Below are 24,815 nucleotides of genomic sequence, written 5' to 3' on the forward strand. Positions count from 1 at the left end.
ATGTTAATAATCAACAAAAAAGCTGACTCACAAGGAGCCAGCTTTTATTATATTTAAATTAAATCCATTGCCTTAAGTGCAATCTCAAGATTAAGTCTACTGTCCCCATTTTCTAAGTCCAGTCCAGTAATATCATGTATCTTTTGTAACCTATATATTATTGTATTATAATGCATGTACATCTTTTCAGATATTTTTTTCTTATTGCCATCGCATTCAAAATATGTCTTTAAGGTTTTTACAAGTTCAGCATTATTTATCTTATCATAATCTATAAGTGGCTTTATTGTATAAGAACAAAACTCGATAAGTTCACCCTGAAGACCTTCAAAAGCTAGAATTCTATACAATCCTAAATCATCGTAGTGTTTGATATTTTTTCCATTTGTTTTGCTTAGATTTTCTACTATTAATTTTGCTTGTCCATGGCTTTTGTATAATTGTGTAGCTTCTTCATAGGAACGTCCTATACCTATTCTTAGCTTATCTACTTCAATTTTTTTTGAAGCCTCATCCAATACCTTCTGACAGAAGTTAATGACCTCACTCTTTATTGTTTGGGGACTTTTACTTACTTCACTTCCATAAAGTATTAATATCCTATCGCTTTTATCAACATATACTATTTTTTCCCTATGAAGCTTTGCTATTCTGCCCGTTATAAAGAATATTTCATTTATATTCTCATGTGATGAACTCACCTTACCCATCGCCAACTTATTCAAAACATATAGATCCTTTAAAAGAATTACAATGACTGTATATTTAAGATTTTTACAAAAATTAAAGGTTTTTGCTCTTTCTAATGCTCTCTTTTGCCTATTTTCATTATCACTAAGTAAATCGTCGAAGAACTCAAGTTTATAATTGCTCTCCATGTTATATAAAGAAAGCTTTTTAACAAAATCCAATGCTATTATATGTACATATGATTCTATAAACATATTATCGAGGGGGGTTAATGCCCTTTTATCAATCCAAATAAAAATGCACCCATATTCAACATTTTCTATAACTATTGGAATAGTTACTCTATCGACAATCCTTACTCCAATTTCATCCCTGTATACTTTATAACTTCCACTTTCATCATAATTATTCTCCTCAATATACTTAAGACTTATATGTTCATATATAATATCTTCAATTATATTTCTATCATCCTCATTACAAATAATTTCGCTGCTATCACTCATATTTTCGTAGATGGCTAAAGAATTATCTATATTCTCATAAAGCTTTCCAGCTATCTCCTTTAGACTACCACCCCTCATCATTATGTTCATAACTTCCCTGTTAAATTCATCAATTTTTATGAGCATATTCATTTGATCATTAATTACCTCAGTAAGTATACCTGATATTACATCCGTATGAGAAACACTAAAAGGTACTTCAATAATAGGAAAACCTATTTTATCTGCAAGGTCAATGACACCCCTGGGCAATTCGTTAACATATCTACCTACCTTAATACCAAGACCAGCCACGCCTTTTGCATTTAGTTTAGGAATAAGTTCAAGAAGTACTTTAATATTATCCTTTATAGAATAGGCTGTTGTAAGTAAAAATTCTCCCTCACCAACCCACTCTATAATATCTGGCACCTCCATAACATTTACCTTTGTAATTCTTTTAGAAATTCCTGTAGCTCCACCTATAATTTTAGCCTCGCGAAGTATCTCAAGATTTAGTAATTTTTCTAATGAAATTCCTGAATAACGATACAAGTAATCACATCCTTAATATTTAAGTTCCCGACTCAAATATTCACCTTTCCCACCTGTAAAAATACCATCTTTAACTACAAATCTGCCCTTAGAAATAGTTGAGCAAACCTTTCCTGTTAGCTCTATATCATTGTATATATTGTAGTCCACCTTTGAATGATTTTCCTTTATAATATGATGTTCCTTATGGTCAAATATAACTATATCCGCATCCGAACCTGGTAGCAGTGTGCCTTTTTTAGGCCATAATCCATGTACCATTGCAGGGTTTTTCGTGAACTTATCAATTATTTTCTCTCCGAACTTTGCGTACATAAGTGGGAAAGAATATTCTACCCCTCCTATACCCATAGGAATTTCATCAACAAATTCTCTGTTTTTCTCTGAAGAATTAAAAGGGCAATGATCTGTACCTATTGTAAAAACATTATCTATTTGATCATTTAATTTTTTCACTTCCCTATCACTTCGAAGTGGTGGTGTCATGGTGAACAAATAACCATTTCTCTGTAGGTATTTAGAAGAAGAAAAAATAAAGTAATGTGGACAACTTTCAATAAAAAAATCCACATTGAGAATAGAATCATAGTTTTGTTTAAGTCTCTCAATAGTTGTCCCACAACTGGTATGAACAATATACATCCTTCCATCTCTATACTTAGTCATTTCAGCAAGCTTTATAACCTCACTTATTTCCGCCAGAGCAGGTCTTGAGCTTTCATGCTGTAGCACATGTATTTTCCCCCCTTCAAGTACTAGTCCATCATTTTCTGAATGTGCAAGTAAAAGGGTTCTTGTTTCTTTAGTATTTCTGAGTAGTCTATCTATAGTTCTGTCCTTTGTACGCCTGTTAGAACTTGAATAGGTAGTAAATAGTTTTATTGTAGGAATTCCTAAGGTTTTAGCTTCATTCAAGAAACTAATAGGTTCTTCATCTAAATCAGCAATCGTTGCATGAAATGCATAATCAATTACACTATCTAAAGCCAAGGCCCGCCTTAGATCAAATGCTTTTCTTAAGGCTAAATTATTTTTTACTGGATCTAAAAAATCAATATATGTGGTAATACCTCCAAAAGCTGCAGTTTTTGATCCATTATAAAAATCATCTACTGAAGTATGACTTCCTGCTGTAAGCTGAAAATGCACATGAGGGTCGATAAAACCTGGTAATATGTCTCTTCCCTTCGCATCATATTCTTCTTTAACTTCCAGTGTCGCATGGGAAATCGTTGATATTTTACCGTTTTTTATATATAAATTCCCTTCATACCAATGACCTTCTATATATATCCTTCCATTTACAATCCCTAAATCAAACATTTACTACACCTTCCCCTTTCTTTATAATGCAAATCTATGAACATAAAAAATACTACTTTTGAACAGGCTACGATGGTTAGTCTCATAATAAACTAGGATAATAACTTGTTATTTTAATGGGACTCACAATCAAAGCATGGCAGTTCATACATACCATCCCAAAGTATATCTCTATAATTTATAGGATCTGTATCTCCTTCAGTACTAAATAATAATACAATAGAATTTTTATCTAATTTAAGCTGTTTTTTTATGGGCTCTACATGTTTTTTTTGCATAAGAATGGATAATAAGCCTATACCAACAGCTCCGGATTCTCCTGAGACAATTTTTTCATCCTGTCCTAGTGGATTTGCTAGAATCCTCATTCCTCTTGCAGTTACATAATCAGGACATGTACAATAGCAATATGCAAAATCTCTTATTATCTCAAAGCCCATAGGAATAGGTTCCCCACAAGCAAGTCCTGCCATAATAGAATGAAGGTTTCCGTCTACCTTATGAGGACTCCCATCATTAATGGATGCAGACTTAAACATACAAGCTGCGTTAGTTGGCTCCATAATTGTTACGACTGGATGATTCTCCTTATATAAATTCACATATGCTCCCAGGACCCCACCTGCCATAGCTCCTACCCCTGCTTGGAGAAAAACATGCGTTGGTTTTGGAATTCCTAAATCAATAAGTTGCTGAGTAGCCTCATATCCCATGGCAGAGTAACCCTGCATAATCCACATAGGTATTTCAGTGTAGCCTTCCCAAGAGGTATCTTGCACCATTTGCCAGCCATTATCCTCAGCCTTTTGCAAGGCATATCTAACAGTATCATCATAGTTTAAATCAGTTACTTTAGCCTCTGCACCCAGGTCTTTAATAGCTTGTACACGTCTAAAGGCTGCACCCTTTGGTAAATATACTACTGCCTTTTGACCTAGCTTTCTCGCAGTCCAAGCTACGCCCCTTCCATGGTTACCATCTGAACAGGTAATGAAAGTGATTTCTCCAATTGTTTTACGTACCTCACTAGACTTTAACTCTTCGAAACTTGTATCTTCTATATCTATACCTAGCTTTTGGCATAAAAACTTACCAATGGCGTAGGAGGCACCTAACATCTTAAAGGAATTTAAGTCCATTCTTTTAGACTCATCCTTAACAAAAATATTCTTTACACCAAGCTCACTTGCTAAATTTTTTAATTCCACTAAGGGAGTTATGTTATAATCTTTAATGGTTTCATGAAAAGTTCTTACCTTTTGTAGCTCCTCTTCACGTAAAAATTCTGGATAATTGGCTTTTTTATCTCTATGCATATTTTTAGAAAAAATAGCTTGTATTTTATTCTCATGCAATAAATTCATAAATATCACCTATTCCTTTTGTATTGAAATTTTTAACATTAAGTCCAATTATTACAATAATTATATCATGTTTTTCTTTTTTAATACAATTTTATATTTATTTTTTACTACTACCAATATCATATTTATAAACCCATAAAAAAATTACACAACAGTGAAAATAAAAATAAAGCAGTAGGAATACCTACTGCTTTATTTTTTCCGCTAATTATATTCCCTTTCCAAAGGCACAATCAGGATATTTGCACTCCTCACATTCATTGCAAAGCCCACCATGTCCATAAGCTGCAAAATCAGCATAGTTCAATTTTTCCCTTGCAAGTATCCTTGGCAAAACCAAATCAAAGATAGTTGTTCTACTGTACATTACGCATCCTGGAAGTCCAAGTATTGGGATATCACCTTTATAAGCTAATAAAAACATCGCTCCGGGAAGCACTGGTGCCCCATAAGTTATAAGCTCTGCTCCTGTTTTTAAAATTGCTGATGGAGTAACATCATCTGGATCTACTGACATACCACCTGTACAAATCACCATGTCACAGCCCTTGTCTATCCACGCTTCAATTGCCCCCTTTATCATATTCTCATCATCTGCAAGTATAGATTGTCCAAGGACTTCACAACCATATTCCTCCACTTTTCTTCTTATTACTGGACCAAAAGCATCCGCTATTCTACCGTGATACACTTCACTACCTGTAGTAACAATTCCCACTTTCATTGCTTTGAATGGTATTATACTTACAATTTTATCATCACCAATTAAATTCTCTGCACTTTTTATCTTCTCCTCCTCAATTACAAGAGGAATAACTCTTGTTCCTGCAACCTTTTGACCTTTTTTCACAGGGTAATTATTGTGCAATGTAACTAGAATTATCTCCCCTAAGGAGTTAAGCTTGTATAATAGATTTGTATTAATTACAAGTAGTCCAGGGTAATCTGCTATGAAATTTATTTTCCCCTCTTTTACTTCACTAAAGGTTAGTCCTACTCCTGCTGTAAGGGCTTTCAGGCGCTCTGCTGCATCATTCTCATGAAGAAACCCTTCTTTTTTTTCCCATACAAATAAATTTTCTTTGCCTATGGAAAGTAATAATGGTATGTCTTCCTCTTTAATTATATGTCCTTTTTTAAATGCTATATCCTTTACTACTCCTGGAATAATCTGTGTAATATCATGGCATAAAACGGATCCAACTGCCTCGCGTGCAGGTATTTTTTTCATATTATTCACCTCTAATTAATATAGTATATCTAAAAATCCACCTTTTTTACATTCTTTAAATGCTGAAGTGTCCCAATATTACCCCTCTGTAGCTTGAGTCATTAAATACAGTACTGCTTCTAATACTCCACCTGCTATATTTCTTGCTTTATCAGAAATCGTATAACAATTCATTTTTTCAGACAACCTTGGATCGATATCTGCAATTTTAAACCCCTTAGGTACAAGGATTCCACTACGCAATATTCCCCTCACTAATCCAGGCATTGTTGCTTTTATTTCGGTTTGTCCAATATAAGCAATTACTTCATCCACTTGGACTACAGTTCCAATGCCCGCAACATTCTTCATTATTCCCGCGCAGGGGGAATGTATAACTCTTTTTTTAGAGTAACCCATAATGGTTCCTGGAATCCCTGTATTTTTCTCCGCTTCTCCACGAAAAATCACCCTACCAAGATTATGCCCTCTAGCTGTTTCTATCACCACATCTACATCAATACCTGCTATAAATCCAGGTCCAAGAGCAATAGTTATATCCGCCATATCTCTTGTTGTTCCCATATTTCTTTTAGCAATAATAGCATCCACTACAATTTTCGGTTTTATTATTTTAATATATTTACCTCGCTGATCTATAATCACTGGAACTTTTTTGCAGGTCCAGGCATTTTCTATTTCACTTAAAGAGCATACATGTACTGCTGTAATTCCTTCAATTTCTACTTCTCCTTGATATACCGCTTCACCAAAAGAAACATCTCGCCTTATAGACGTAGGCTGTGCTACTTCTAAAACTAATACCCTAAATCCACTTCTATGCAATTTTTGAATCGTACCCGATGCTAAATCTCCACCACCACGTATAATGACAATATCATTAAACATATTCATTATTCTCCTCTAGTTTTAGAATATACTCATAATTTTCATTAGTATCAACATCAAATAATGCCCAACTATCCTGTATTTCTATAAATTTAACCCCGTATAAATTTTTATTTATTATTGTTTTTCCACCAACATCTCCCTGTAACTCTAAAAACTCTTCCTTAAAGTTGTCAGGAAATATTACAGGATTTCCTCGCCTTCCATTACACCGCGGAACTATTATATAAGACGAATCTTCTATAAACTCACGAATTAACCTTTTTATTGTATCTACATCTAAAAAAGGTTGATCAGCCGTAAAAAACATATATCCATTTGTTTTTGAAGCATTCCTTACACCCAATTTAATAGATTCACTTATTCCCTTAACTGCATTTTGATTTTTAATAACCTTTAGGCCATGTCTATTGCCAATTTCTATTATTTTTTCGTCCCTGCCTACAAGAATAATCTCTGAAAACCCACACTTTTCAATAGTTTCTATAGTGTTCTCTATCAGTGATTCCCCTCTATATTTTAAAAGAAGCTTATTCTTTCCCATTCTCCTTGAGTAACCAGCTGCTAAGATTATTGCACTTATGCTCATTATATCACCCACTTTCGTACTTAACTACATTAAATTAACTAAATCTCTTGTTTTTTACATACTCTGTGCCAGCAATTTATCCTTTACTATAGTATACATTATTTTTTAAACTTATAATGAATACACCATATATTAATTTTTTTAGATTTAAATTTACACAGATAAATTCTGAGTTCATGAACTGTTGCCCTTATTACTCATAGGCTGCTAAACAATTAATAATTGTTTAGCAGCCTACATGGAATTATCTAAAATATATGCCAGTTTTTAAACTTCCAAGGATTACACTATCTAACTTTCCCTTATTAGCTGAGTCTACTTTATTAACCAAGGACCTAGCTAATGCTAAATCCTTTGGAGTTTCTACTTTATTAATGTACAATATTCTTTCTCCCTGAGCTGCCTTGAACAATCCTCGGGGATGCAATATTAGATTAGATAGGTGTTCAAGTTTAACAGTTTCTCCCTGTTTTGCCCCAGTTAATTCACAGAATATCTCATTTCTATGAACACTATCCTCATTGATTAACATTCCAACTGATTGTATATCTATAATCCCTACCGTTTTGGTGGTATTACAGTATATAACTGGTTCAAATTCATTCCAGCCCTTCAATCTTTTTTCCTTTGCTCCATCTGCCTCTATTAGTATATAGTCAAAATGTGGTGCAAGCTTATCTAGCTCTTTGAAGCTAAGTCCCAATATTTTATTTTCACTGTTTACACCTGATCCTAACACATAAACTCCATTTTCACTCATAGCAATATACCCAGGTAGTCTTTCACTATCAGTACAAATAAAATCATACTTATCATCTAATGGAATATATATTTTAGTGGTTGTAGTTACCAGGACCCTATTACTCTGTCGTAGCTCTTCTGCTAGCTTAGACATCATAGTAGTTTTTCCACCTGCACCTACAATGGATATAATATCTTTATTCTTTAATCCAAGATAATTACTGAGTTTCATAACATCACCCATTTGTTTATTTTTTCTTACTGTAAGGTGTATGGTCCATAGGGAGCTTCGTCCTAAATTCCCCATCATAATTATAATAGGCACCGGCTACAGCAGGGGCGGTAGGTATTGAACATATCTCGCCTATTCCTTTTGCTCCATATGCAAGCTTAGTATTTCCTCTACCTAATATAATACATTCTATTTTTGGTACTTCTGTAGCTTTAAATAAGCCTAGTGTGGCGAATTTTGCAGTTGGTATACTTCCAATAAGTGGATAATCCTCTGTTAGCGCATATCCTAGGCTCATAACAACACCACCTTCAATCTGTCCCTCAATATTTTTAGGATTCACAGGAGTACCAACATCATGAACTGCTATAACTTTCTCAATTTTACCCTCATCATTCAAAATAACAACCTGAGTAGCATATCCATAAGCTACATGACTTATAGGGTTTTGCTTAATTGAATTCATTTTATCAGTTATGCCTTTGAATTCTCCATCAAATTCTTCACCCTCTAAATTTTCTAATGATTGATAGCTTAGAGTGTCAAGAAGCTTTATAGCTGCTCTTTTTGCTGCCTCACCTGTAAATAATGTTTGGCGTGAAGCTGTTGTATTTCCAGAATCAGGGCAAGTTAAAGTATCTGGCGCTGCGTATACAACTTTTTCTACTGGTATATTTAGAGTTTCACAAACTATTTGCGTCAATATAGTTCCAAGTCCTTGCCCAATACAAGCTGCACTGGAATGAATATATACTTTGCCATCTTTTATAATTAGTTTACATCGCCCAATATCAGGAAGCCCTACCCCAAGACCGCTGTTTTTTATAGCACAAGCTATTCCTGCTTTAGGATTTTGCAAACATATTTCTTTTACTGCGTCTAGTGTTTCAACAATTGATGTGGATGCATCTGCAATTTGGCCATTGGGAAGTACCTGACCCGGTCTAATTGCATTTCTATATCTTATTTCAAAGGGAGTAATTGAAGCCATTTTAGCAAGCTGATTTAAATTACTCTCTATTGCAAAACAACTTTGCGTTACTCCAAATCCTCTATAGGCACCAGCCGGTGGATTATTTGTATACACCGCTTTTCCAACTATGTCCACATTGTGATAATTATATGGACCTGCTGCGTGAGTGCAAGCTCTTTGCAGTACAGGACCGCCTAATGAAGCATAAGCTCCAGTATCTGCAATTATAGTAGCTTTCATAGCTGTCAAATATCCATTTTCATCACAGGCAGTTGTAAACTCCATCTCCATTGCATGACGCTTGGGGTGTACCATTATGCTTTCCCTTCGACTTAATGCAAACTTTACAGGTTTGTTTGAAACATAAGCAAGAATCGCCGCATGGTGTTGAACACTCATATCCTCTTTTCCACCAAAACCACCACCAACTATTTTACTTATAACTCTTACTTTACTTTGATCTATTCCTAAAGCCTCTGCACATTCCTTTCGTGTTTGATAAATTCCTTGGTCTGCGCAATATATTATTATCCCACCACTTCCATCAGGATTTGCAACTGCTGTTTCGGTTTCTAGAAAAGCATGTTCTGTAAAGGGTGTACTATATTTATTAGTTACTACATATTTTGAACTTTTTATATATTTTTCTGCATTACCAAATACTAAGTTTTCAGTTGCCAGTATATTACCACTTGCATGTATCTGAGGAGCATCACCCTTTAGCGCATCCACCGGACATGTAACTGGAATTAATTCTTCAAATTCAATTTTAACTAGTAATTTAGCTTTCTCTAATATTTCTGGAGTCTGCGCTGCTATTAAAACTATAGCATCTCCTATACAGTGAGTTATCTTACCTCGAGGTATTAATACATCCCAATCTTTTGTAATGTGTCCTACCTTTTGATTTCCTGGAAGCTCATCCGCTGTAATTACTATATGAACCCCTTGCAGTTTTTTAGCTTCACTAATGTCTATACTTTTTACTAGGGCTCGTGGATATTTAGTTCTGACTGCTCCACCATAGATCATTCCCTCTATTCGCATATCATCTACATATTCTGCTATCCCCATAACTTTATCTACTGCATCAATTCTATTTAAATTTTCTCCAACTAGTGCTTTGCAGATGCCTTTAGGTACTTCTGTATTCTCTCTTAAAATTTTAGCAGCGAGTTTCACCGCTTCTATTATTTTTACATATCCAGTACAACGACAAATATTATTCTTTAATGCATTTTTTATTTGATCCTCAGTTGGATTTTCTACCTTATCAATTAAGCCTTTTGAACTTATAACCATTCCTGGGGTACAAAAACCGCACTGCACTGCTCCAGCTTCCATAAAAGCATAGCCATATACATCTTTTTCTCTTTCTGACAATCCATCAACAGTTATAATATTCTTATCCACAAGTTTACCTGTTTTTAACACACATGCTTTTTTTGCCACGCCGTCAACCAGAACCATACATGTTCCACAGGCACCTTCAGAGCAGCCATTCTTAACTGATGTTAAATTCAAATCCTCTCTTAGAAAAGTAATTAATTTTTTATCTTCACTTGCTTCAACCACATTACCATTTACAACAAAGTTAAACATTATTGCCACCTCGTTTTATATATTTTCCTAAATTTTCATTTATAATATTTCCATCCTCTACAATATGCGATCCTCTTAGAAAAACCTGTTTAGCATAACCTATAGTTTTAAACCCTTCATATGGTGTATAATCCACATTTTGTTTTTGATTGTCCACAGATATAATCCTCTCAGCTAACATATCCCATATAACTATATCCGCATCACTTCCAACTTGAAGTGTTCCCTTACGTGGATACATTCCAAATATTTTTGCAATATTTTCGCTAACTAAACTACACATTTGTTCTTTAGTTATCCTACCTTTTTCTACTCCATAAGTGTACATAAGGATTGGTCTATGTTCAATTCCTGGTATACCACTTGGAATTTTACTAAAATCCTTTATACCATGTTCCTTTTGGCCTTTAAGATTAAAACTACAATGGTCTGTTCCAATTATGTCTATATCTTCAGCTAGTAGTGCTTCCCATAACCTTTCAATGTCATCTTTTTTCCTGAGTGGTGGTGACAGTACATACTTAGCACTTTGAAAATCCTCTCCTAAATACAAACTATCATCTAAGAGGAGATATTGAGGACATGTTTCTATATATACCGTTTGCCCTCTTTTCCTTGCTTTTAATACCACTTCTAAGGCTTCTTTTGTACTTAAATGTACAATATATATAGGTGCTCCCGCTAAATACGCAATATCTATAAATCTTGATACTGCCTCTGCTTCAACCATGTTAGGTCTTGACAATGGATGTGCAGCTGGCGATGTATTCCCAGAGCAAAGTTGCTCCTTTATCATAGTATCTACAAGATCACCATTTTCACAATGAACACCAAGTATACTATTATATTTTTTTAAGCATTTTAAAATATCATATATATCCCCATCATTAATACGTAAATTGTCATAAGCCATATATGCTTTAAAGGATGTTATACCCTCTTTGCACATTATTTCAATTTCATTTTTAATATCTTCGTTCCACTCTGTTATCGCCATATGAAATCCGTAATCACAGCTTGAAACGTTCTTAGACAGGTTATGCCAATTATTAAGGGCTTCACTTAGAGTCTCCCCTTTGTTCTGCGTTGCAAAATCCAAAATCGTTGTTGTTCCACCTATGATAGCTGCAGCAGTACCGGTTTTAAAATCATCAGCAGTTCTGGTGTATCCTGTATCTAAATCGAGGTGAGTATGAGAATCAATAAATCCTGGAAATACTAAGCATCCAGTTGCATCTATAATTTGTGATTTATCCTCTTCTAAATTCTCACCAATGCTTACAATTATTTCACCTTCAATTTTAATATCAGAAATATAGCTTTTCCTAGGTGTTACAATAGTTCCGCCTTTAATAATAATTGACATTTAAATCACCTCATCAATTTTTAAATCATATAACTATAATCAGTGATTACAGCCCAAATCATATTCTCAATATCTTTCGGTATTCCTGTATTATTATCTTTAAGATTAACTTCTAATACCTTATCTTCTAATCTGATTTTTACAATATTTTCATCCTTATTAATTAATACAAATCCCTGGTTTTCACTGTTTTTAAAGTCTGATTCTGTAGCAAACAGTGTAAACTTTTCCTTATATGGAGCGCTGCTATATGGACAGAAAGTTTCACAGTTTCCACATTCATTACAAAGTTTATCAAGGTGAATTATCTGATGCATTGTATTGCCCTTCACTTTTATAGTAACATTTGCACGATTAGGACATACGTCAACACATACTTCACATATTGTTGAACATTGAAGGCATCTTTCAGATTCATCAATACCTTCAGTAGCCATTTTAAGTATACCTTTTTTTGCTGTTATCCCATGAATATCACTACTTAACCTATCTGAATGTATTGTGAAATCATAATTTTTTTCTTGTTTAACTACATCTCTTGCGAATTTTGTTGCATGTGCTATGCCTTCAACTACTGTAGCAGGACCAAAAAGCCCATCTCCCGCAACATACACTTTTTCTATATTTGTTTCTAATGTTTCCATATTTACAACAGCTTGTTCTCTTTCATTTACCATAATATTATTTTCTTTGAATATCTTAGTATCTATCTTCTCCCCAACTGCTGATATTAAAATATCTGCTGGTATATCTATCATTTGTCCCGTGGCAACAGGTCTACGTCTACCACCCTCATCTGGCTCGCCCAGTTTCATAACCTCACACTTAAGAAGACCATTACTGATTTTAACTGGTGATAATAATTCCTTAAATTCTACTCCAGCCTCTATTGCTAGTCTTAATTCTTCTTCATCTGCAGGCATGTATTTTTTAGTTCTACGATATACTAAATATACATTATCTACTCCAACCTCTCTTTTAGCTGCTCTAGCTGCATCCATAGCCGTGTTACCACCGCCTACAACCACAACATTTTTGCCAAGGGCGAGTTTGCTATCTCCACTTCTTAGTCTCTCTAAGAAATCAATTACATTAATAACGTTTTCACCTTCAATATCTAACCTACCTGGTTTCCAAGCACCAATTGCAAGTAAAATATATTTATATCCCATTTGTCTCAACTTATCTACAGAATTCTGCTCTGAGTTTAGGTGAACTTCAACTCCCAGACTTTTAACAAGCTCTATGTCCTTTTCAACAGTTTCACTTGATATTCTAAATTCAGGAACCACATGTTTTACTATTCCACCTAATGATTCACGTTTTTCAAAGATCGTTGCACTAATCCCTTCTCTTGCAAGGAAATAAGCTGCTGCAAGTCCTGTAGTTCCTCCACCAACTATTGCTACTCGGACATTACCTTTCTCTGTTTGTTTAAGTTCTGAAATGTAGTTTTCATATGCATTTTCTGCTGCCTGTAATTTCATATTTCTGATATTAACTGACTCATCACAGAAAATTCTACTACATTTGCTCATACATGCATGACTACATACTGTTCCAGTAATAAATGGTAGCGGATTTTTTTGAACTATAACCCTTAATGCTTCAAGATGTTTACCTTGCCCTACAAGACGTATATATTCTGGAATATCTTGATGTATAGGACATCCATCTTGACAGGAAGCAACAAAGCAATCAACTAGTGGAACTTTTTTATTTATTTTACGACTAGGAATTGGTTTTATAGGCTTTATATGATGAATATCTTTTACTGAGATATCTTTTAATTTTTCTAATTTTTCATTATCTATAACATATTTGTTTTTATATTCTACTTTTTTTAATGTTTCAGCAATTTGAACACATCTCTCATATCCACCAATTTTTAAAAGTGTCGTTGCTATAGTTATAGGCCATATCCCTGTTTCAAATATATCCGCTATATTGAAAAAGTCTGCTCCTCCTGAATATGAGATTTTAAGTTTTCCATTAAATTCTTTTGAAAGCTTAGAAGCTAGCGCTATTGATAGTGGATATAGAGATTTTCCTGACATATACATCTCATCGCCTGGTAATTCAGCATTTTTAATTTCAACTGGCAATGTATTAGTTAGCTTAACCCCAAAGGACAAATCACTGTTAATTGCTAATTCTTGAAGACGTCTAAACATAGAAATGGCATCCGGATATTGTAAGTCTTCCTTAAAATGGTGATCATCAAACGTCAGGTAATCATATCCCATACTATCTAAGGTTTTTCTCGCAAATTCATAACCCATTATTGTAGGATTACATTTTACAAAAGTATTTAATCCTTTTTCTTTTATTAGGTATGAAGCTATGCGCTCAATTTCTTTTGATGGACATCCGTGTAATGTGGATAATGTTATTGATTTACTTACCTTAGGTGATATACTTTTAACATATTCACTATCTATATTTTTAAACTTTTCTATATTGTCTAATGCATAGCTAGTACATTCACTCCATATATTACTCTTAGTTGCATCTTTAAGACCCATAATAAAATCATCTATTTTAGGTGAACATATCCCCCCAAAATCATAGCCTACACTCATATTAAAAATAAATCCATTAGGATCTCCAAGTTTTAACTCTTTTGATAACAGTTTTAACGCAAACCAAGCTTTAACATACTCATCGTATGCCTCAGGAACTCTAAGCTCTGTTGACCACTCTACGTTATAGCACTCATCCTCTGCTCTTATGCATGGCTTTGACACAGGTAAATCTTCTCCATCAAGGGTTTGCACTGTTTTTAATTCAAAGAATCTACACCCAGAAACATAAGCTGCAATTATGTTTTGTGCTAACTGTGTATGTGGACCAGCTGCTGGACCAAAAGGAGTTTCAATTTTCTCTCCGAATATTTCAAGCACCTTATCATCCTGATTTTTAAAAACTTTGTTTACTCCAAATATCTTTCCATATTTCTTGTTTTCCTCAATAATCCACTCCATTAATTCTTTAAATGGAATAGGTGTCATTCTATCACCCATATTTAATACCCCCTAATTTTTATTGATTAATTTTATTCCATAATTCACTTGATAGTTCTCTTGATTTTGCCATAATTTTCTCAGTATCAACACCCAGAATTTTACGGTCTTTCATAAGCACTTTACCATTTATCATTGTAGTTGTTACGCATCTTCCATTAATTCCAAATAAGATATGAGAGTTTGCGTTATTCGCATTTAATGGTGTTAGTGGATCATATTCTGCTACTATAATGTCAGCGTAGGCTCCCTTTTGTATAACTCCAAGAGGTTTTTCAAAAAATCTATTGGCAATCTTTGCATTGTTATCAAAAAGCATTAGTGGTACTTCTCCCCATGCAACCGTTGGATCACAGTTATGGTGCTTGTGCAAAATATTTGCAACCTTCATGGACTCAAACATGTCACTTGTGTATCCATCTGTTCCAAGCCCTACAGTTAATCCTTTTCGTACAAGCTCTAGCACAGGTGTGCATCCAACAGCATTACCCATATTAGATTCTGGATTATGTACTACCATTGTGTCAGTTTCCTTTAATATATCCATCTCAGCAGGGTTAATGTGTATACAGTGAACAGCAATAGTTTTACTTCCCAGAATATCAAGGTCAAATAAATGGTTCACTAATCTTTTATTGTATTTTTTCAAAGAATCGTATACATCATCTATACCTTCTGCCGTATGCACATGATATCCAGCATTATAAGGCATATTTTGCGCACAATATTCTAGTGTCTTATTACTTAATGTAAATGATGCATGAAGGCCCATCATACCCTTTTGCATATCAGAAGGATCATTTTTAGCTGCCTTCATAAACTCAACATTTTCACTAACAGCTTGTCTCATTTTTTCCTGTCCATCTCTATCAGAAACTTCATAACATAGGGATGTACGAATTCCAAGTTCTTTAGCTACATCTGATATATTAAATAAACTTCCTTCAATATTACCGTAACTTGCATGATGGTCGAAAACAGTTGTAACACCATTTCTTATGCAATCTATATAGGTTGCATATGCACTATATTTTGTATCCTCTAATGTTAATAACCTATCTATCTTCCACCACATTCCGGAAAGTATATCGCCAAAACTTTTAGGGTCATAATTATTAATAGAAAGTCCCCTAGCAAAAGCACTATATATATGATGATGAGTATTAATCATTCCTGGCATAATTAAACCATTTTTAGCATCTACAAATTCAGCACCCTGATACTTTTTCTTCATTTGCTCTGTGTTTCCGAGATCAACAATAATATTAGCATCAATACATACACAGCCATCCTCAATAAATGTATTATTAGCATCTCTAGTCAATAACTTACCATTACCTATTAATATCATAATACTCCTCCTAAAATATATTTATAATTCTAAAACTATACACAAAGAATTAATTGATTATTCTTATTAATTCTTTAAATTCATTCTATCACCGTTTTCCTATTTTAGTCAATTTGTTTTAAAAATATTTTTGCAAATAAAAAATATTTTTGCAAATGTTGTTGATTTTAGAAAAAAAAGTTGATATACTGAATTTATAAAATATTTATAAAATTCTTTTAACTTCAGATTTTTTATCTAAGTGGAGGGACTTTCAAAATGATGATTTAACTCAGTTACATTAATAACTAAAGAATAAAAAATATAAGCTATATAATATAACACTATAAAACTATGTTCATATTAAAATGAATTTAGTTAATAACAATGTAGCTTAATAACCTAGGAGGTTCTATTATGAACAAAATAAAGTGGGTATCAAATAAACTACCCAAAACAGACAATAAAATATTAAATATAATGTCCCCTGAAAAAATTGCTAAGGCAGCTTCCTTTCACAAAAGTTTCCCGGAGTATACTCAAACACCCCTAGCTAAACTAGATAATATGGCTAAATTCCTTGGTCTTAAAAATCTGTATGTAAAAGATGAATCCTTCAGATTTGGCCTAAATGCTTTTAAAGTCTTAGGTGGTTCTTTTGCTATAGGTTGTTACATAGCAAAAAAATTAGGTAAAGATATATCTGAGCTTCCTTATAATACTATTACCTCAAAAGAAGTTCTTAAAGAATTCGGACAGACAACTTTCTTCACGGCAACTGATGGAAATCACGGAAGAGGTCTTGCCTGGGCAGCCAATAGATTAAATCAAAAATGTGTTGTCTTTATGCCAAAAGGTTCATCAGAAATTAGACTTAAAAACATTCAAAAGGAAAACGCTACAGCTACAATAGAAGAAGTAAATTACGATGAATGTGTCCGCATTGCCATGGCTGAATCAGCAAAGGTCCCTGGTTCTGTGGTTATCCAGGATACAGCTTGGGAAGGTTATGAAGAAATTCCTACTTGGATTATGCAAGGTTATGGAACAATGGCAATGGAAGCAAACGCGCAACTGCATGATGCTAATTGTGATGCACCAACTCATATTTTCATACAAGCTGGAGTAGGTTCTCTTGCTGGTGCAGTTCAAGGATATTTTGCAAACGTTTATCCGAATAACCCACCAATAGTTACTGTGGTAGAGCCAAATAAAGCAGATTGTATATTCCGTTCAGCCACAGCTAAAGATGGAGATATACGAATTGTTACTGATGATATGCAAACAATTATGGCAGGACTTGCCTGCGGTGAGCCAAATACAATAGCATGGGATATTTTGAAAAACAATAGTTCATTCTTTGTATCTTGCCCAGATAATATTTCTGCTAATGGTATGAGAATACTTGCTGTACCTCTTAAGGGAGATCCTAAAGTTATTTCTGGCGAATCTGGCGCTGTAACAATGGGCATTCTCTTTAACATTATGAAAAATGAGGAGTTAAAAGATTTAAAGGAAGCTTTGAAGCTTGATGAAAATTCAAAGGTTCTATTGTTTTCAACAGAAGGAAATACAGACCCGGATTTTTTCCGTGAAATTGTTTGGAATGGTGATTATTCATCATTATAATATATTAATATTAGGTAAATAATTTATACTAATTATAGGAGGAATGTATTATGGATTTTAACGCTATTAAAGAAAAATCACAGGGTTATGAAGCACAAATGACAAAATTTTTACGTGACTTAATTGCTATCCCTGGCGAAAGCTGTGGAGAAGAAGGTGTTGTTAAAAGAATAGAGCAAGAAATGCTTTCTCTTGGTTTTGACAAAGTAGAAATTGATCCACAAGGAAATGTTTTAGGTTATGTTGGAACAGGTAAAACTCTTATAGCTTTTGATGCTCATATTGACACTGTTGGTCTCGGAGAGCTCAGTAACTGGACTTTTGATCCTTATATAGGCTTTGAAACTGAGGAAGAAATTGGTGGACGTGGTACGTCTGACCAACTTGGCGGTATCGTATCAGCTGTATACGGCGCTAAGATAATGAAAGATCTTGACATGTTAAGCGAAGACTACACAGCTCTCGTAGTTGGATCAGTACAGGAAGAGGACTGTGACGGAAACTGCTGGCTGCACATCATAGAACAAGACAAAATCAAACCTGAATTCGTTGTAAGCACAGAGCCAACTGATAGCGGTATCTATAGAGGACATAGAGGACGTATGGAAATCCGTGTTGATGTTAAGGGTGTTTCATGCCACGGTTCAGCTCCAGAAAGAGGAGACAACGCAATCTACAAAATGGCTGAAATATTACTAGATGTCAAAAATCTTAACACAAATGATGCTGCTGATTCTACAGAAATCAAAGGTCTCGTAAAAATGTTAGATAAAAAATATAACCCTAAATTCGAAGAAGCGAAGTTTTTAGGACGTGGTACTGTAACTACATCAGAAATATTCTTTACTTCACCAAGCCGTTGCGCTGTAGCTGACTCTTGCGCAATTTCATTAGATCGTCGTATGACATCTGGAGAAACCTGGGAAAGTTGTCTGGAAGAAATTCGTCAACTTCCAGCTGCTAAAAAATACAATGCTGAAGTTACTATGTATAAATATGACAAAGAAAGCTGGACTGGCCTTTCATACCCTCAGGATTGCTACTTCCCTACATGGGTTATTCCTGAAGATCATGCTGTTGTTAAGGCAATGGAGGAATCATACAAAGGAATGTTCGCAGCGACAAGAAGCGGTTCTAATAGCACTGATGAAATGAGAAAAGCTCGCCCACTTACTGATAAATGGACATTCTCAACAAACGGCGTTGCTATAATGGGTCGTCATGGAATACCATGCATAGGATTCGGACCTGGTGCAGAAGCTCAGGCACATGCTCCAAATGAAGTAACTTGGAAAGCAGACCTGGTTAAATGTGCTGCTGTATATGCTGCTCTTCCAACAATTTACTGCAAAAATAAATAAAGTCCTATGTTGCTAGAAATGCTATCTCTCTTCACTAAGCAATTCTAATCGGATTTTATTAAAATATCCTAAAAATCATAAACTCGCTATCGCTCAAACATATAATTTTCTTAACGGCTATTTCAATAAAATCCGTTAAGAATTGCTAAGTTCGTTCAAATAGCATTTTACACAACATATGACTTTTTAGCGTGCTAAAAGATGGAATAAATAATCTTAAATAAAAAGGAGACTATTAAAATGGCTTTAATGGATAAATACGTAACCAAACTTGACTCATTAGATTTTAAAAAAATGTATAATAATGATTTTCTACTTACATGGGAAAAAACAAAAGATGAACTAGAAGCAGTTTTCACTGTTGCGGAGGCTCTTAAAGAATTAAGACTAAATAATATATCATCAAAGATTTTTGATAGTGGTCTTGGAATTTCACTATTCCGTGACAACTCAACTCGTACAAGATTTAGCTTTGCTTCTGCATGTAACCTCCTTGGTCTTGAAGTTCAAGATCTTGATGAAGGAAAATCTCAAATTGCACATGGTGAAACAGTAAGAGAAACTGCTAATATGATTTCCTTCATGGCAGATGTTATAGGTATCCGTGATGATATGTATATCGGAAAAGGCAATACTTATATGCGCGAAGTATCAAAATTTGTACAAGAAGGTAATGAGGAAGGCACTTTGGAACAACGCCCAACTCTTGTTAGCTTACAATGTGATATAGATCACCCTACTCAATGTATGGCTGATGCTCTTCATATTATCAATGAATTTGGTGGAATTGAAAATTTAAAAGGTAAAAAAATAGCTATGTCCTGGGCATATTCTCCATCATATGGTAAACCACTTTCAGTTCCTCAAGGAGTAATTGGACTTTTAACTCGTTTCGGTATGGATGTTGTTCTTGCGCACCCTGAAGGTTACGAAGTTATGAGTGAGGTAGAAGAAATTGCAATGAAAAATGCTAAAGAATCTGGTGGTTCATTTACAAAAACAAATTCTATGGAAGAAGCATTTAAAGATGCTGACATAGTTTATCCTAAGAGCTGGGCTCCATTTATTGCTATGGAAAAACGTACAGATTTATATGCAAAAGGTGACCAAGCTGGTATAAATTCACTTGAAAAAGAGCTGCTTGCGCAAAATGCTGAGCATAAAGATTGGCAGTGTACTGAAGAGCTTATGAAAACTACAAAAGATGGAAAAGCACTTTATCTTCACTGCTTGCCAGCTGATATCACAGGACTTAGCTGCGAAGTTGGAGAAGTTGATGCTTCTGTATTTGATCGCTATAGAAAGCCACTTTACAAAGAGGCTTCTTATAAACCTTATGCAATAGCTTCCATGATCTTCTTAAGTAAAATTAAAAATCCACAAGGAGTTTTATCTATTCTTGAGAAGAATAATAAAGAGCGCAAGATAAAATAACAACTTGGTTTAGATTCCATGAAAGACTTCATGGAATCTAAATTTTATACAATCTTTACTGCAAAGGGTTACATTCTTGTAGATAATAACAATATATTCTGTAGCAAATACAACGACTTTTTACTCAAAACCACATACCTGCCTACCTAAGAAGAATACAAGTCGTATTTACTGCGGTTATTCAAGGAGGATTAAGATGAGAAAAAGAAGTTTAACAAGTAACAAAATAAATATATCAAACAATCACGTGGATTCAAAACTACCCTTTAGAGAGCTCTTTCCACTTGGGCTTCAGCATGTTTTAGCAATGTATGCGGGGGCTGTTGCAGTTCCACTAATTTTAGGATTAGCACTAGGACTTAATGCACACCAAGTTACATTTTTAATTGCAGCTGATTTATTTACTTGCGGTCTTGCAACTCTCCTTCAGTCTTTGGGAATTGGGAATATTCTAGGTGTTAAGATGCCCGTTATTCTTGCATGCTCTTTTATTGCAGTTTCACCAATGATTTCCATAGGAAAAGAATACGGCCTCACCACTATCTATGGTTCAGTAATAGTTGCTGGTATTATACTTGCACTATTGGCTCCTATATTCGGTAAAGTAATTCGAATTTTCTCACCAGTTGTGACAGGTTCACTTATTACAGTAGTAGGCCTTTCGCTTACCTCAGTTGCTTTTAATAGCGCAGCAGGAGGTGTTGGAAGTAAAAGCTTTGGGGATCCTAAAAATATTGCGCTTGCGGCTTTTACACTAGTTATTATTCTGATCATAAATAAATATTTCAACGGATTTGTACAATCAATAGCAGTTCTCATAGGACTTGTAATAGGTACAATAGTTGCATCTTCTATGGGAATGGTGAACTTCTCAGCTGTGAGCGATGCAAGTTGGCTACATATTGTTACTCCATTTTACTTTGGGGCTCCAGTATTCAGACTAGATGCAATAATCACCATGACAATAGTTTCTTTAATCACTGCTGTTGAAGCCCTTGGTGTATTCATCGCTGTAGGAGATATAGTTGAAAAACCAGCAACCACTGAAACTCTAGTGAAGGGTATTAAAGGTGAGGGCATAGCTCAAATCCTTGGGGGTATATTTAACTCATTTCCATACAGTACATTCTCACAAAATGTTGGGCTCCTAGTTTTATCAAAAGTTCGTACCCGCTTTGTATGTGTGTGCGCAGGTGGCATTCTTGTGACATTAGGTCTTATTCCTAAATTTGCAGCTTTAGCAACAACTATTCCAGCACCTGTGCTTGGCGGAGCAACTCTTGTAATGTTTGGTATGGTTGCTGTAACGGGTATGAGAATTTTATCTACAGTAGATATGAGCAAATCAAGTAATTTATTAATCATAGCATCATCAGTCGCTCTTGGAATGGGAGGAAAAATTGCACCAACTGCATTTGCAGAGCTTCCACACTTTTTAAAGATGATACTTGAAGAAGGACCTATTGCAGCTGCAATAACGGCAATCATCTTAAATATCTTTTTTAATTGGAAGGAAATATTCAATAGTTCAAAACCAATGACTGACATTCAGGAAGAGCTTGCTTCATAAATATAGTCTAAAATTAAGGCTAAATGGAATTCTACATTCCATATAGCCTTTTATTACAAAAATCAAATTTATTATAGGGGGTATAATTTTATGAACAAAAAAATAGTAATTGCATTAGGTGGTAATGCTCTTGGCACTAATTTAGAGGAACAAATGGCAGCTGTAAAATCAACCGCTAAAGCTATCGTAGACCTTATAGAAGACGGTAATGACGTTGTTATTTCTCACGGAAATGGTCCTCAGGTGGGTATGATTAATGTTGCAATGAGTGAACTACATAAAAATAATCCTAAATATTCACTATGCCCTATGTCTGTATGCGTGGCAATGAGTCAAGCTTATATTGGTTATGATTTACAAAATGCACTAAGAGAAGAGCTTCTAAATTGTAACATAAACAAAAATGTTTCAACAATAATAACACAAGTTGAAGTAAATCCGAGTGATAGTGCTTTTGAAAATCCAACAAAGCCTATCGGAAGTTTCATGACAAAAGAAGAAGCTGATATTGCTGTTAAAAATGGTAAAAAAGTTATAGAGGATGCAGGTCGTGGATATAGAGAAGTTGTTGCCTCACCAAAACCAGTAGGTATTGTTGAAATTGAAACAATAAAATCACTTGTTAATATAGGACAAGTTGTCATTGCCTGTGGTGGCGGTGGTATACCTGTTATAAAAGAAGCTAATCACTTAAAAGGTGTAAGTGCTGTTATTGATAAAGATTTTGCTAGTTGTACTCTTGCAAAAGAACTCAATGCGGATTGTCTTATTATTTTAACAGCCGTTGAGAAAGTTGCTATAAACTATGGCAAACCAACTGAAAAGTGGCTTGATAAAGTTACCACTGCTGAAATTAAACAGTATGCAAAAGAAGGACACTTCGCACCTGGTTCAATGCTACCTAAAGTAGAAGCTGCAATTGATTTTGCATCATCAAAAGAGGGGAGATATTCACTTATAACACTACTCGAAAAGGCTAAAGATGGTATATCAGGTAAAACAGGTACTATCATAAAATAACGCAAACTAAATTAAGGGGGTTTTTTTATGAGTTCTAATCAAAAGTCTTTACTATTCCAATATGATGGCACACCTTCACTTAAAGAAATTATACCGCTCGGCATGCAGCACGTTGTTGCTATGATTGTAGGGTGTGTTACACCCGCTCTGATAATTGCTGGAGTTGCAAACCTTACTGCTGCCGACAAGATTTTGCTTGTACAATCTTCACTTTTTTTTGCTGGTATAGCAACCTTAATTCAAATTTTTCCACTGGGCAAGGTCATTGGTTCTCGGCTACCTGTAATTATGGGAGTAAGTTTTGCATATGTTCCAACCCTGGCTGCTATTACCGGTGAATTTAATATCGCTACGGTTTTTGGGGCCCAAATAATAGGTGGTTTAGTTTCTATAATTTTCGGAATATTCTTGAAGAAACTTATAAAATTCTTTCCACCACTTGTTACTGGTACAGTTATATTCTCCATAGGATTATCCCTGTATTCAGTTGCTATTAAATATATAGCTGGTGGCGTTGGTTCTGCAACTTTCGGCTCTCCTAAAAACTGGGCTGTTGCTCTAATAACACTTGGTGTTGTAATGTTTTTAAATTTCTTTACAAAAGGAAATCTCAAACTAGCGTCTATTTTAATAGGCATGATAGTAGGCTATGTTATTTCTATATTTCTTGGAATGGTATCCTTTGATGCGGTGACTTCAGCCGGACTTTTTCAAGCTCCAAAACTTTTACACTTTGGTATAAGCTTTAATACTACAGCTATAATATCTATGGCTATAATGTACATTGTAAATTCTGTTCAAGCTATAGGCGATTTATCAGCTACAACAGGTGGAGGTATGGATAGAAATCCTACTCATAAAGAGCTTTCCGGTGGTATTATTGGAAACGGATTTTCTAGTATAATTGGTGCACTATTTGGTTGTATGCCAACCGCAACATATAGTCAAAACGTTGGTATAGTAATTACAAATAAAGTTATCAATAAGTGGGTATTTGCTTTTGCTTCTTTTGTTGTAATTTTATCAGGTCTTATTCCTAAATTTGCTTCATTGCTTACAACTATTCCTCAATGTGTTCTTGGTGGAGCGACAATCTCTGTTTTTGCCACAATAACAATGACAGGAGTTAAAATGATTGCTTCAAATGACCTTACAATGAGAAATTCAGCGGTGGTAGGTATTGCAATTGCACTAGGTATAGGTATTGTTGAAGTTCCTAATGCATTTGCTCTATTCCCAACATGGTTTATATCTATATTTGGGAAATCATCCATTGTTGTTACAACATTAGTTGCTATAGCACTGAATCTTATCTTACCTAAAGATAATGCTGAATCTGCTGTTATTAGCAATGATAAAAGTAAATCAAAAAGTGCTTAAAAAGATTAAGTAACTTTTATACAAATAAA

General features: G+C 34.5%; 17 protein-coding genes. 6 read left to right on the forward strand and 11 right to left on the reverse strand.

Annotated elements, in window-relative coordinates; all coding sequences use genetic code 11:
- Positions 1-53: 53 nt before the first annotated feature.
- The 11 genes from KPL50_RS05465 to ssnA form a co-directional block, all read right to left on the reverse strand.
- The gene (locus tag KPL50_RS05465; protein ID WP_216297442.1) at positions 54-1,730 is read right to left on the reverse strand and encodes a PucR family transcriptional regulator; all 1,677 of its coding nucleotides are present in this window, start codon (positions 1,728-1,730) and stop codon (positions 54-56) included.
- A 12-nt stretch (positions 1,731-1,742) separates the two neighbouring features.
- Complete coding sequence (locus KPL50_RS05470) at positions 1,743-3,053, reverse strand: dihydroorotase family protein (protein ID WP_216297443.1); 1,311 nt, start codon at positions 3,051-3,053, stop codon at positions 1,743-1,745.
- Positions 3,054-3,166: 113 nt separating this feature from the next.
- A complete protein-coding gene (gene dpaL / locus KPL50_RS05475) occupies positions 3,167-4,417 on the reverse strand; it encodes a diaminopropionate ammonia-lyase (RefSeq protein ID WP_216297444.1) in 1,251 nt (416 codons plus the stop codon).
- Positions 4,418-4,625: 208 nt separating this feature from the next.
- A complete protein-coding gene (locus tag KPL50_RS05480; RefSeq protein ID WP_216297445.1) occupies positions 4,626-5,648 on the reverse strand; it encodes a molybdopterin-binding protein in 1,023 nt (340 codons plus the stop codon).
- A gap of 78 nt (positions 5,649-5,726) precedes the next feature.
- The gene (gene yqeB, locus KPL50_RS05485) at positions 5,727-6,536 is read right to left on the reverse strand and encodes a selenium-dependent molybdenum cofactor biosynthesis protein YqeB (protein ID WP_216297446.1); all 810 of its coding nucleotides are present in this window, start codon (positions 6,534-6,536) and stop codon (positions 5,727-5,729) included.
- The gene (gene mocA / locus KPL50_RS05490; protein WP_309245140.1) at positions 6,529-7,137 is read right to left on the reverse strand and encodes a molybdenum cofactor cytidylyltransferase; all 609 of its coding nucleotides are present in this window, start codon (positions 7,135-7,137) and stop codon (positions 6,529-6,531) included. Before mocA ends, yqeB begins: the two co-directional genes overlap by 8 nt.
- 232 nt (positions 7,138-7,369) lie before the next feature.
- Positions 7,370-8,176, reverse strand: a complete 807-nt coding sequence (gene yqeC / locus KPL50_RS05495; protein ID WP_216297447.1) for a selenium cofactor biosynthesis protein YqeC — start codon at positions 8,174-8,176, stop codon at positions 7,370-7,372.
- Positions 8,115-10,673, reverse strand: a complete 2,559-nt coding sequence (gene xdh / locus KPL50_RS05500; RefSeq protein WP_216297448.1) for a selenium-dependent xanthine dehydrogenase — start codon at positions 10,671-10,673, stop codon at positions 8,115-8,117. Before xdh ends, yqeC begins: the two co-directional genes overlap by 62 nt.
- Complete coding sequence (gene hydA, locus KPL50_RS05505) at positions 10,666-12,039, reverse strand: dihydropyrimidinase (RefSeq protein ID WP_216297449.1); 1,374 nt, start codon at positions 12,037-12,039, stop codon at positions 10,666-10,668. Before hydA ends, xdh begins: the two co-directional genes overlap by 8 nt.
- A gap of 20 nt (positions 12,040-12,059) precedes the next feature.
- Positions 12,060-15,062: a putative selenate reductase subunit YgfK gene (ygfK, locus tag KPL50_RS05510; RefSeq protein WP_216297450.1), complete on the reverse strand. Its 3,003-nt coding sequence runs from the start codon at positions 15,060-15,062 to the stop codon at positions 12,060-12,062.
- 19 nt (positions 15,063-15,081) lie between these two features.
- Positions 15,082-16,413: a putative aminohydrolase SsnA gene (ssnA, locus tag KPL50_RS05515; protein WP_216297451.1), complete on the reverse strand. Its 1,332-nt coding sequence runs from the start codon at positions 16,411-16,413 to the stop codon at positions 15,082-15,084.
- 393 nt (positions 16,414-16,806) lie between these two features.
- Between ssnA and dpaL (KPL50_RS05520) the strand changes: the two genes are divergently transcribed.
- The 6 genes from dpaL (KPL50_RS05520) to KPL50_RS05545 all read left to right on the forward strand — a co-directional run bounded on the left by dpaL (KPL50_RS05520) (position 16,807) and on the right by KPL50_RS05545 (position 24,786).
- On the forward strand, positions 16,807-18,021 hold the full coding sequence (dpaL, locus tag KPL50_RS05520; protein WP_375372905.1) for a diaminopropionate ammonia-lyase: 1,215 nt from the start codon (positions 16,807-16,809) through the stop codon (positions 18,019-18,021).
- A gap of 50 nt (positions 18,022-18,071) precedes the next feature.
- A complete protein-coding gene (locus tag KPL50_RS05525; RefSeq protein ID WP_216297453.1) occupies positions 18,072-19,382 on the forward strand; it encodes a YgeY family selenium metabolism-linked hydrolase in 1,311 nt (436 codons plus the stop codon).
- Between the two features lie 240 nt (positions 19,383-19,622).
- The gene (ygeW, locus tag KPL50_RS05530; RefSeq protein WP_216297454.1) at positions 19,623-20,816 is read left to right on the forward strand and encodes a knotted carbamoyltransferase YgeW; all 1,194 of its coding nucleotides are present in this window, start codon (positions 19,623-19,625) and stop codon (positions 20,814-20,816) included.
- Between the two features lie 196 nt (positions 20,817-21,012).
- Positions 21,013-22,386: a nucleobase:cation symporter-2 family protein gene (locus KPL50_RS05535; protein ID WP_216297455.1), complete on the forward strand. Its 1,374-nt coding sequence runs from the start codon at positions 21,013-21,015 to the stop codon at positions 22,384-22,386.
- 90 nt (positions 22,387-22,476) lie between these two features.
- Positions 22,477-23,406: a carbamate kinase gene (arcC, locus tag KPL50_RS05540; RefSeq protein ID WP_216297456.1), complete on the forward strand. Its 930-nt coding sequence runs from the start codon at positions 22,477-22,479 to the stop codon at positions 23,404-23,406.
- A 27-nt stretch (positions 23,407-23,433) separates the two neighbouring features.
- Complete coding sequence (locus KPL50_RS05545) at positions 23,434-24,786, forward strand: uracil-xanthine permease family protein (protein WP_216297457.1); 1,353 nt, start codon at positions 23,434-23,436, stop codon at positions 24,784-24,786.
- The last annotated feature ends 29 nt before the right edge of the window (positions 24,787-24,815 follow it).

This window comes from Clostridium sp. CF012 (genome assembly GCF_018861755.1).
Lineage (GTDB): Bacteria > Bacillota > Clostridia > Clostridiales > Clostridiaceae > Clostridium_AD.

Bases quoted from the DNA above. Each gene is read 5' to 3' on its own strand.
- KPL50_RS05470 (WP_216297443.1), bottom strand. From the start codon at position 3,053: ATGTTTGATTTAGGGATTGTAAATGGAAGGATATATATAGAAGGTCAT.
- yqeC (WP_216297447.1), bottom strand. From the start codon at position 8,176: ATGATGGGGAATTTAGGACGAAGCTCCCTATGGACCATACACCTTACA.
- ygfK (WP_216297450.1), bottom strand. From the start codon at position 15,062: ATGGGTGATAGAATGACACCTATTCCATTTAAAGAATTAATGGAGTGG.
- hydA (WP_216297449.1), bottom strand. From the start codon at position 12,039: ATGTCAATTATTATTAAAGGCGGAACTATTGTAACACCTAGGAAAAGC.
- KPL50_RS05525 (WP_216297453.1), top strand. From the start codon at position 18,072: ATGGATTTTAACGCTATTAAAGAAAAATCACAGGGTTATGAAGCACAA.
- ygeW (WP_216297454.1), top strand. From the start codon at position 19,623: ATGGCTTTAATGGATAAATACGTAACCAAACTTGACTCATTAGATTTT.
- yqeB (WP_216297446.1), bottom strand. From the start codon at position 6,536: ATGTTTAATGATATTGTCATTATACGTGGTGGTGGAGATTTAGCATCG.
- xdh (WP_216297448.1), bottom strand. From the start codon at position 10,673: ATGTTTAACTTTGTTGTAAATGGTAATGTGGTTGAAGCAAGTGAAGAT.
- KPL50_RS05535 (WP_216297455.1), top strand. From the start codon at position 21,013: ATGAGAAAAAGAAGTTTAACAAGTAACAAAATAAATATATCAAACAAT.
- ssnA (WP_216297451.1), bottom strand. From the start codon at position 16,413: ATGATATTAATAGGTAATGGTAAGTTATTGACTAGAGATGCTAATAAT.
- KPL50_RS05480 (WP_216297445.1), bottom strand. From the start codon at position 5,648: ATGAAAAAAATACCTGCACGCGAGGCAGTTGGATCCGTTTTATGCCAT.
- KPL50_RS05545 (WP_216297457.1), top strand. From the start codon at position 23,434: ATGAGTTCTAATCAAAAGTCTTTACTATTCCAATATGATGGCACACCT.
- dpaL (WP_216297444.1), bottom strand. From the start codon at position 4,417: ATGAATTTATTGCATGAGAATAAAATACAAGCTATTTTTTCTAAAAAT.
- arcC (WP_216297456.1), top strand. From the start codon at position 22,477: ATGAACAAAAAAATAGTAATTGCATTAGGTGGTAATGCTCTTGGCACT.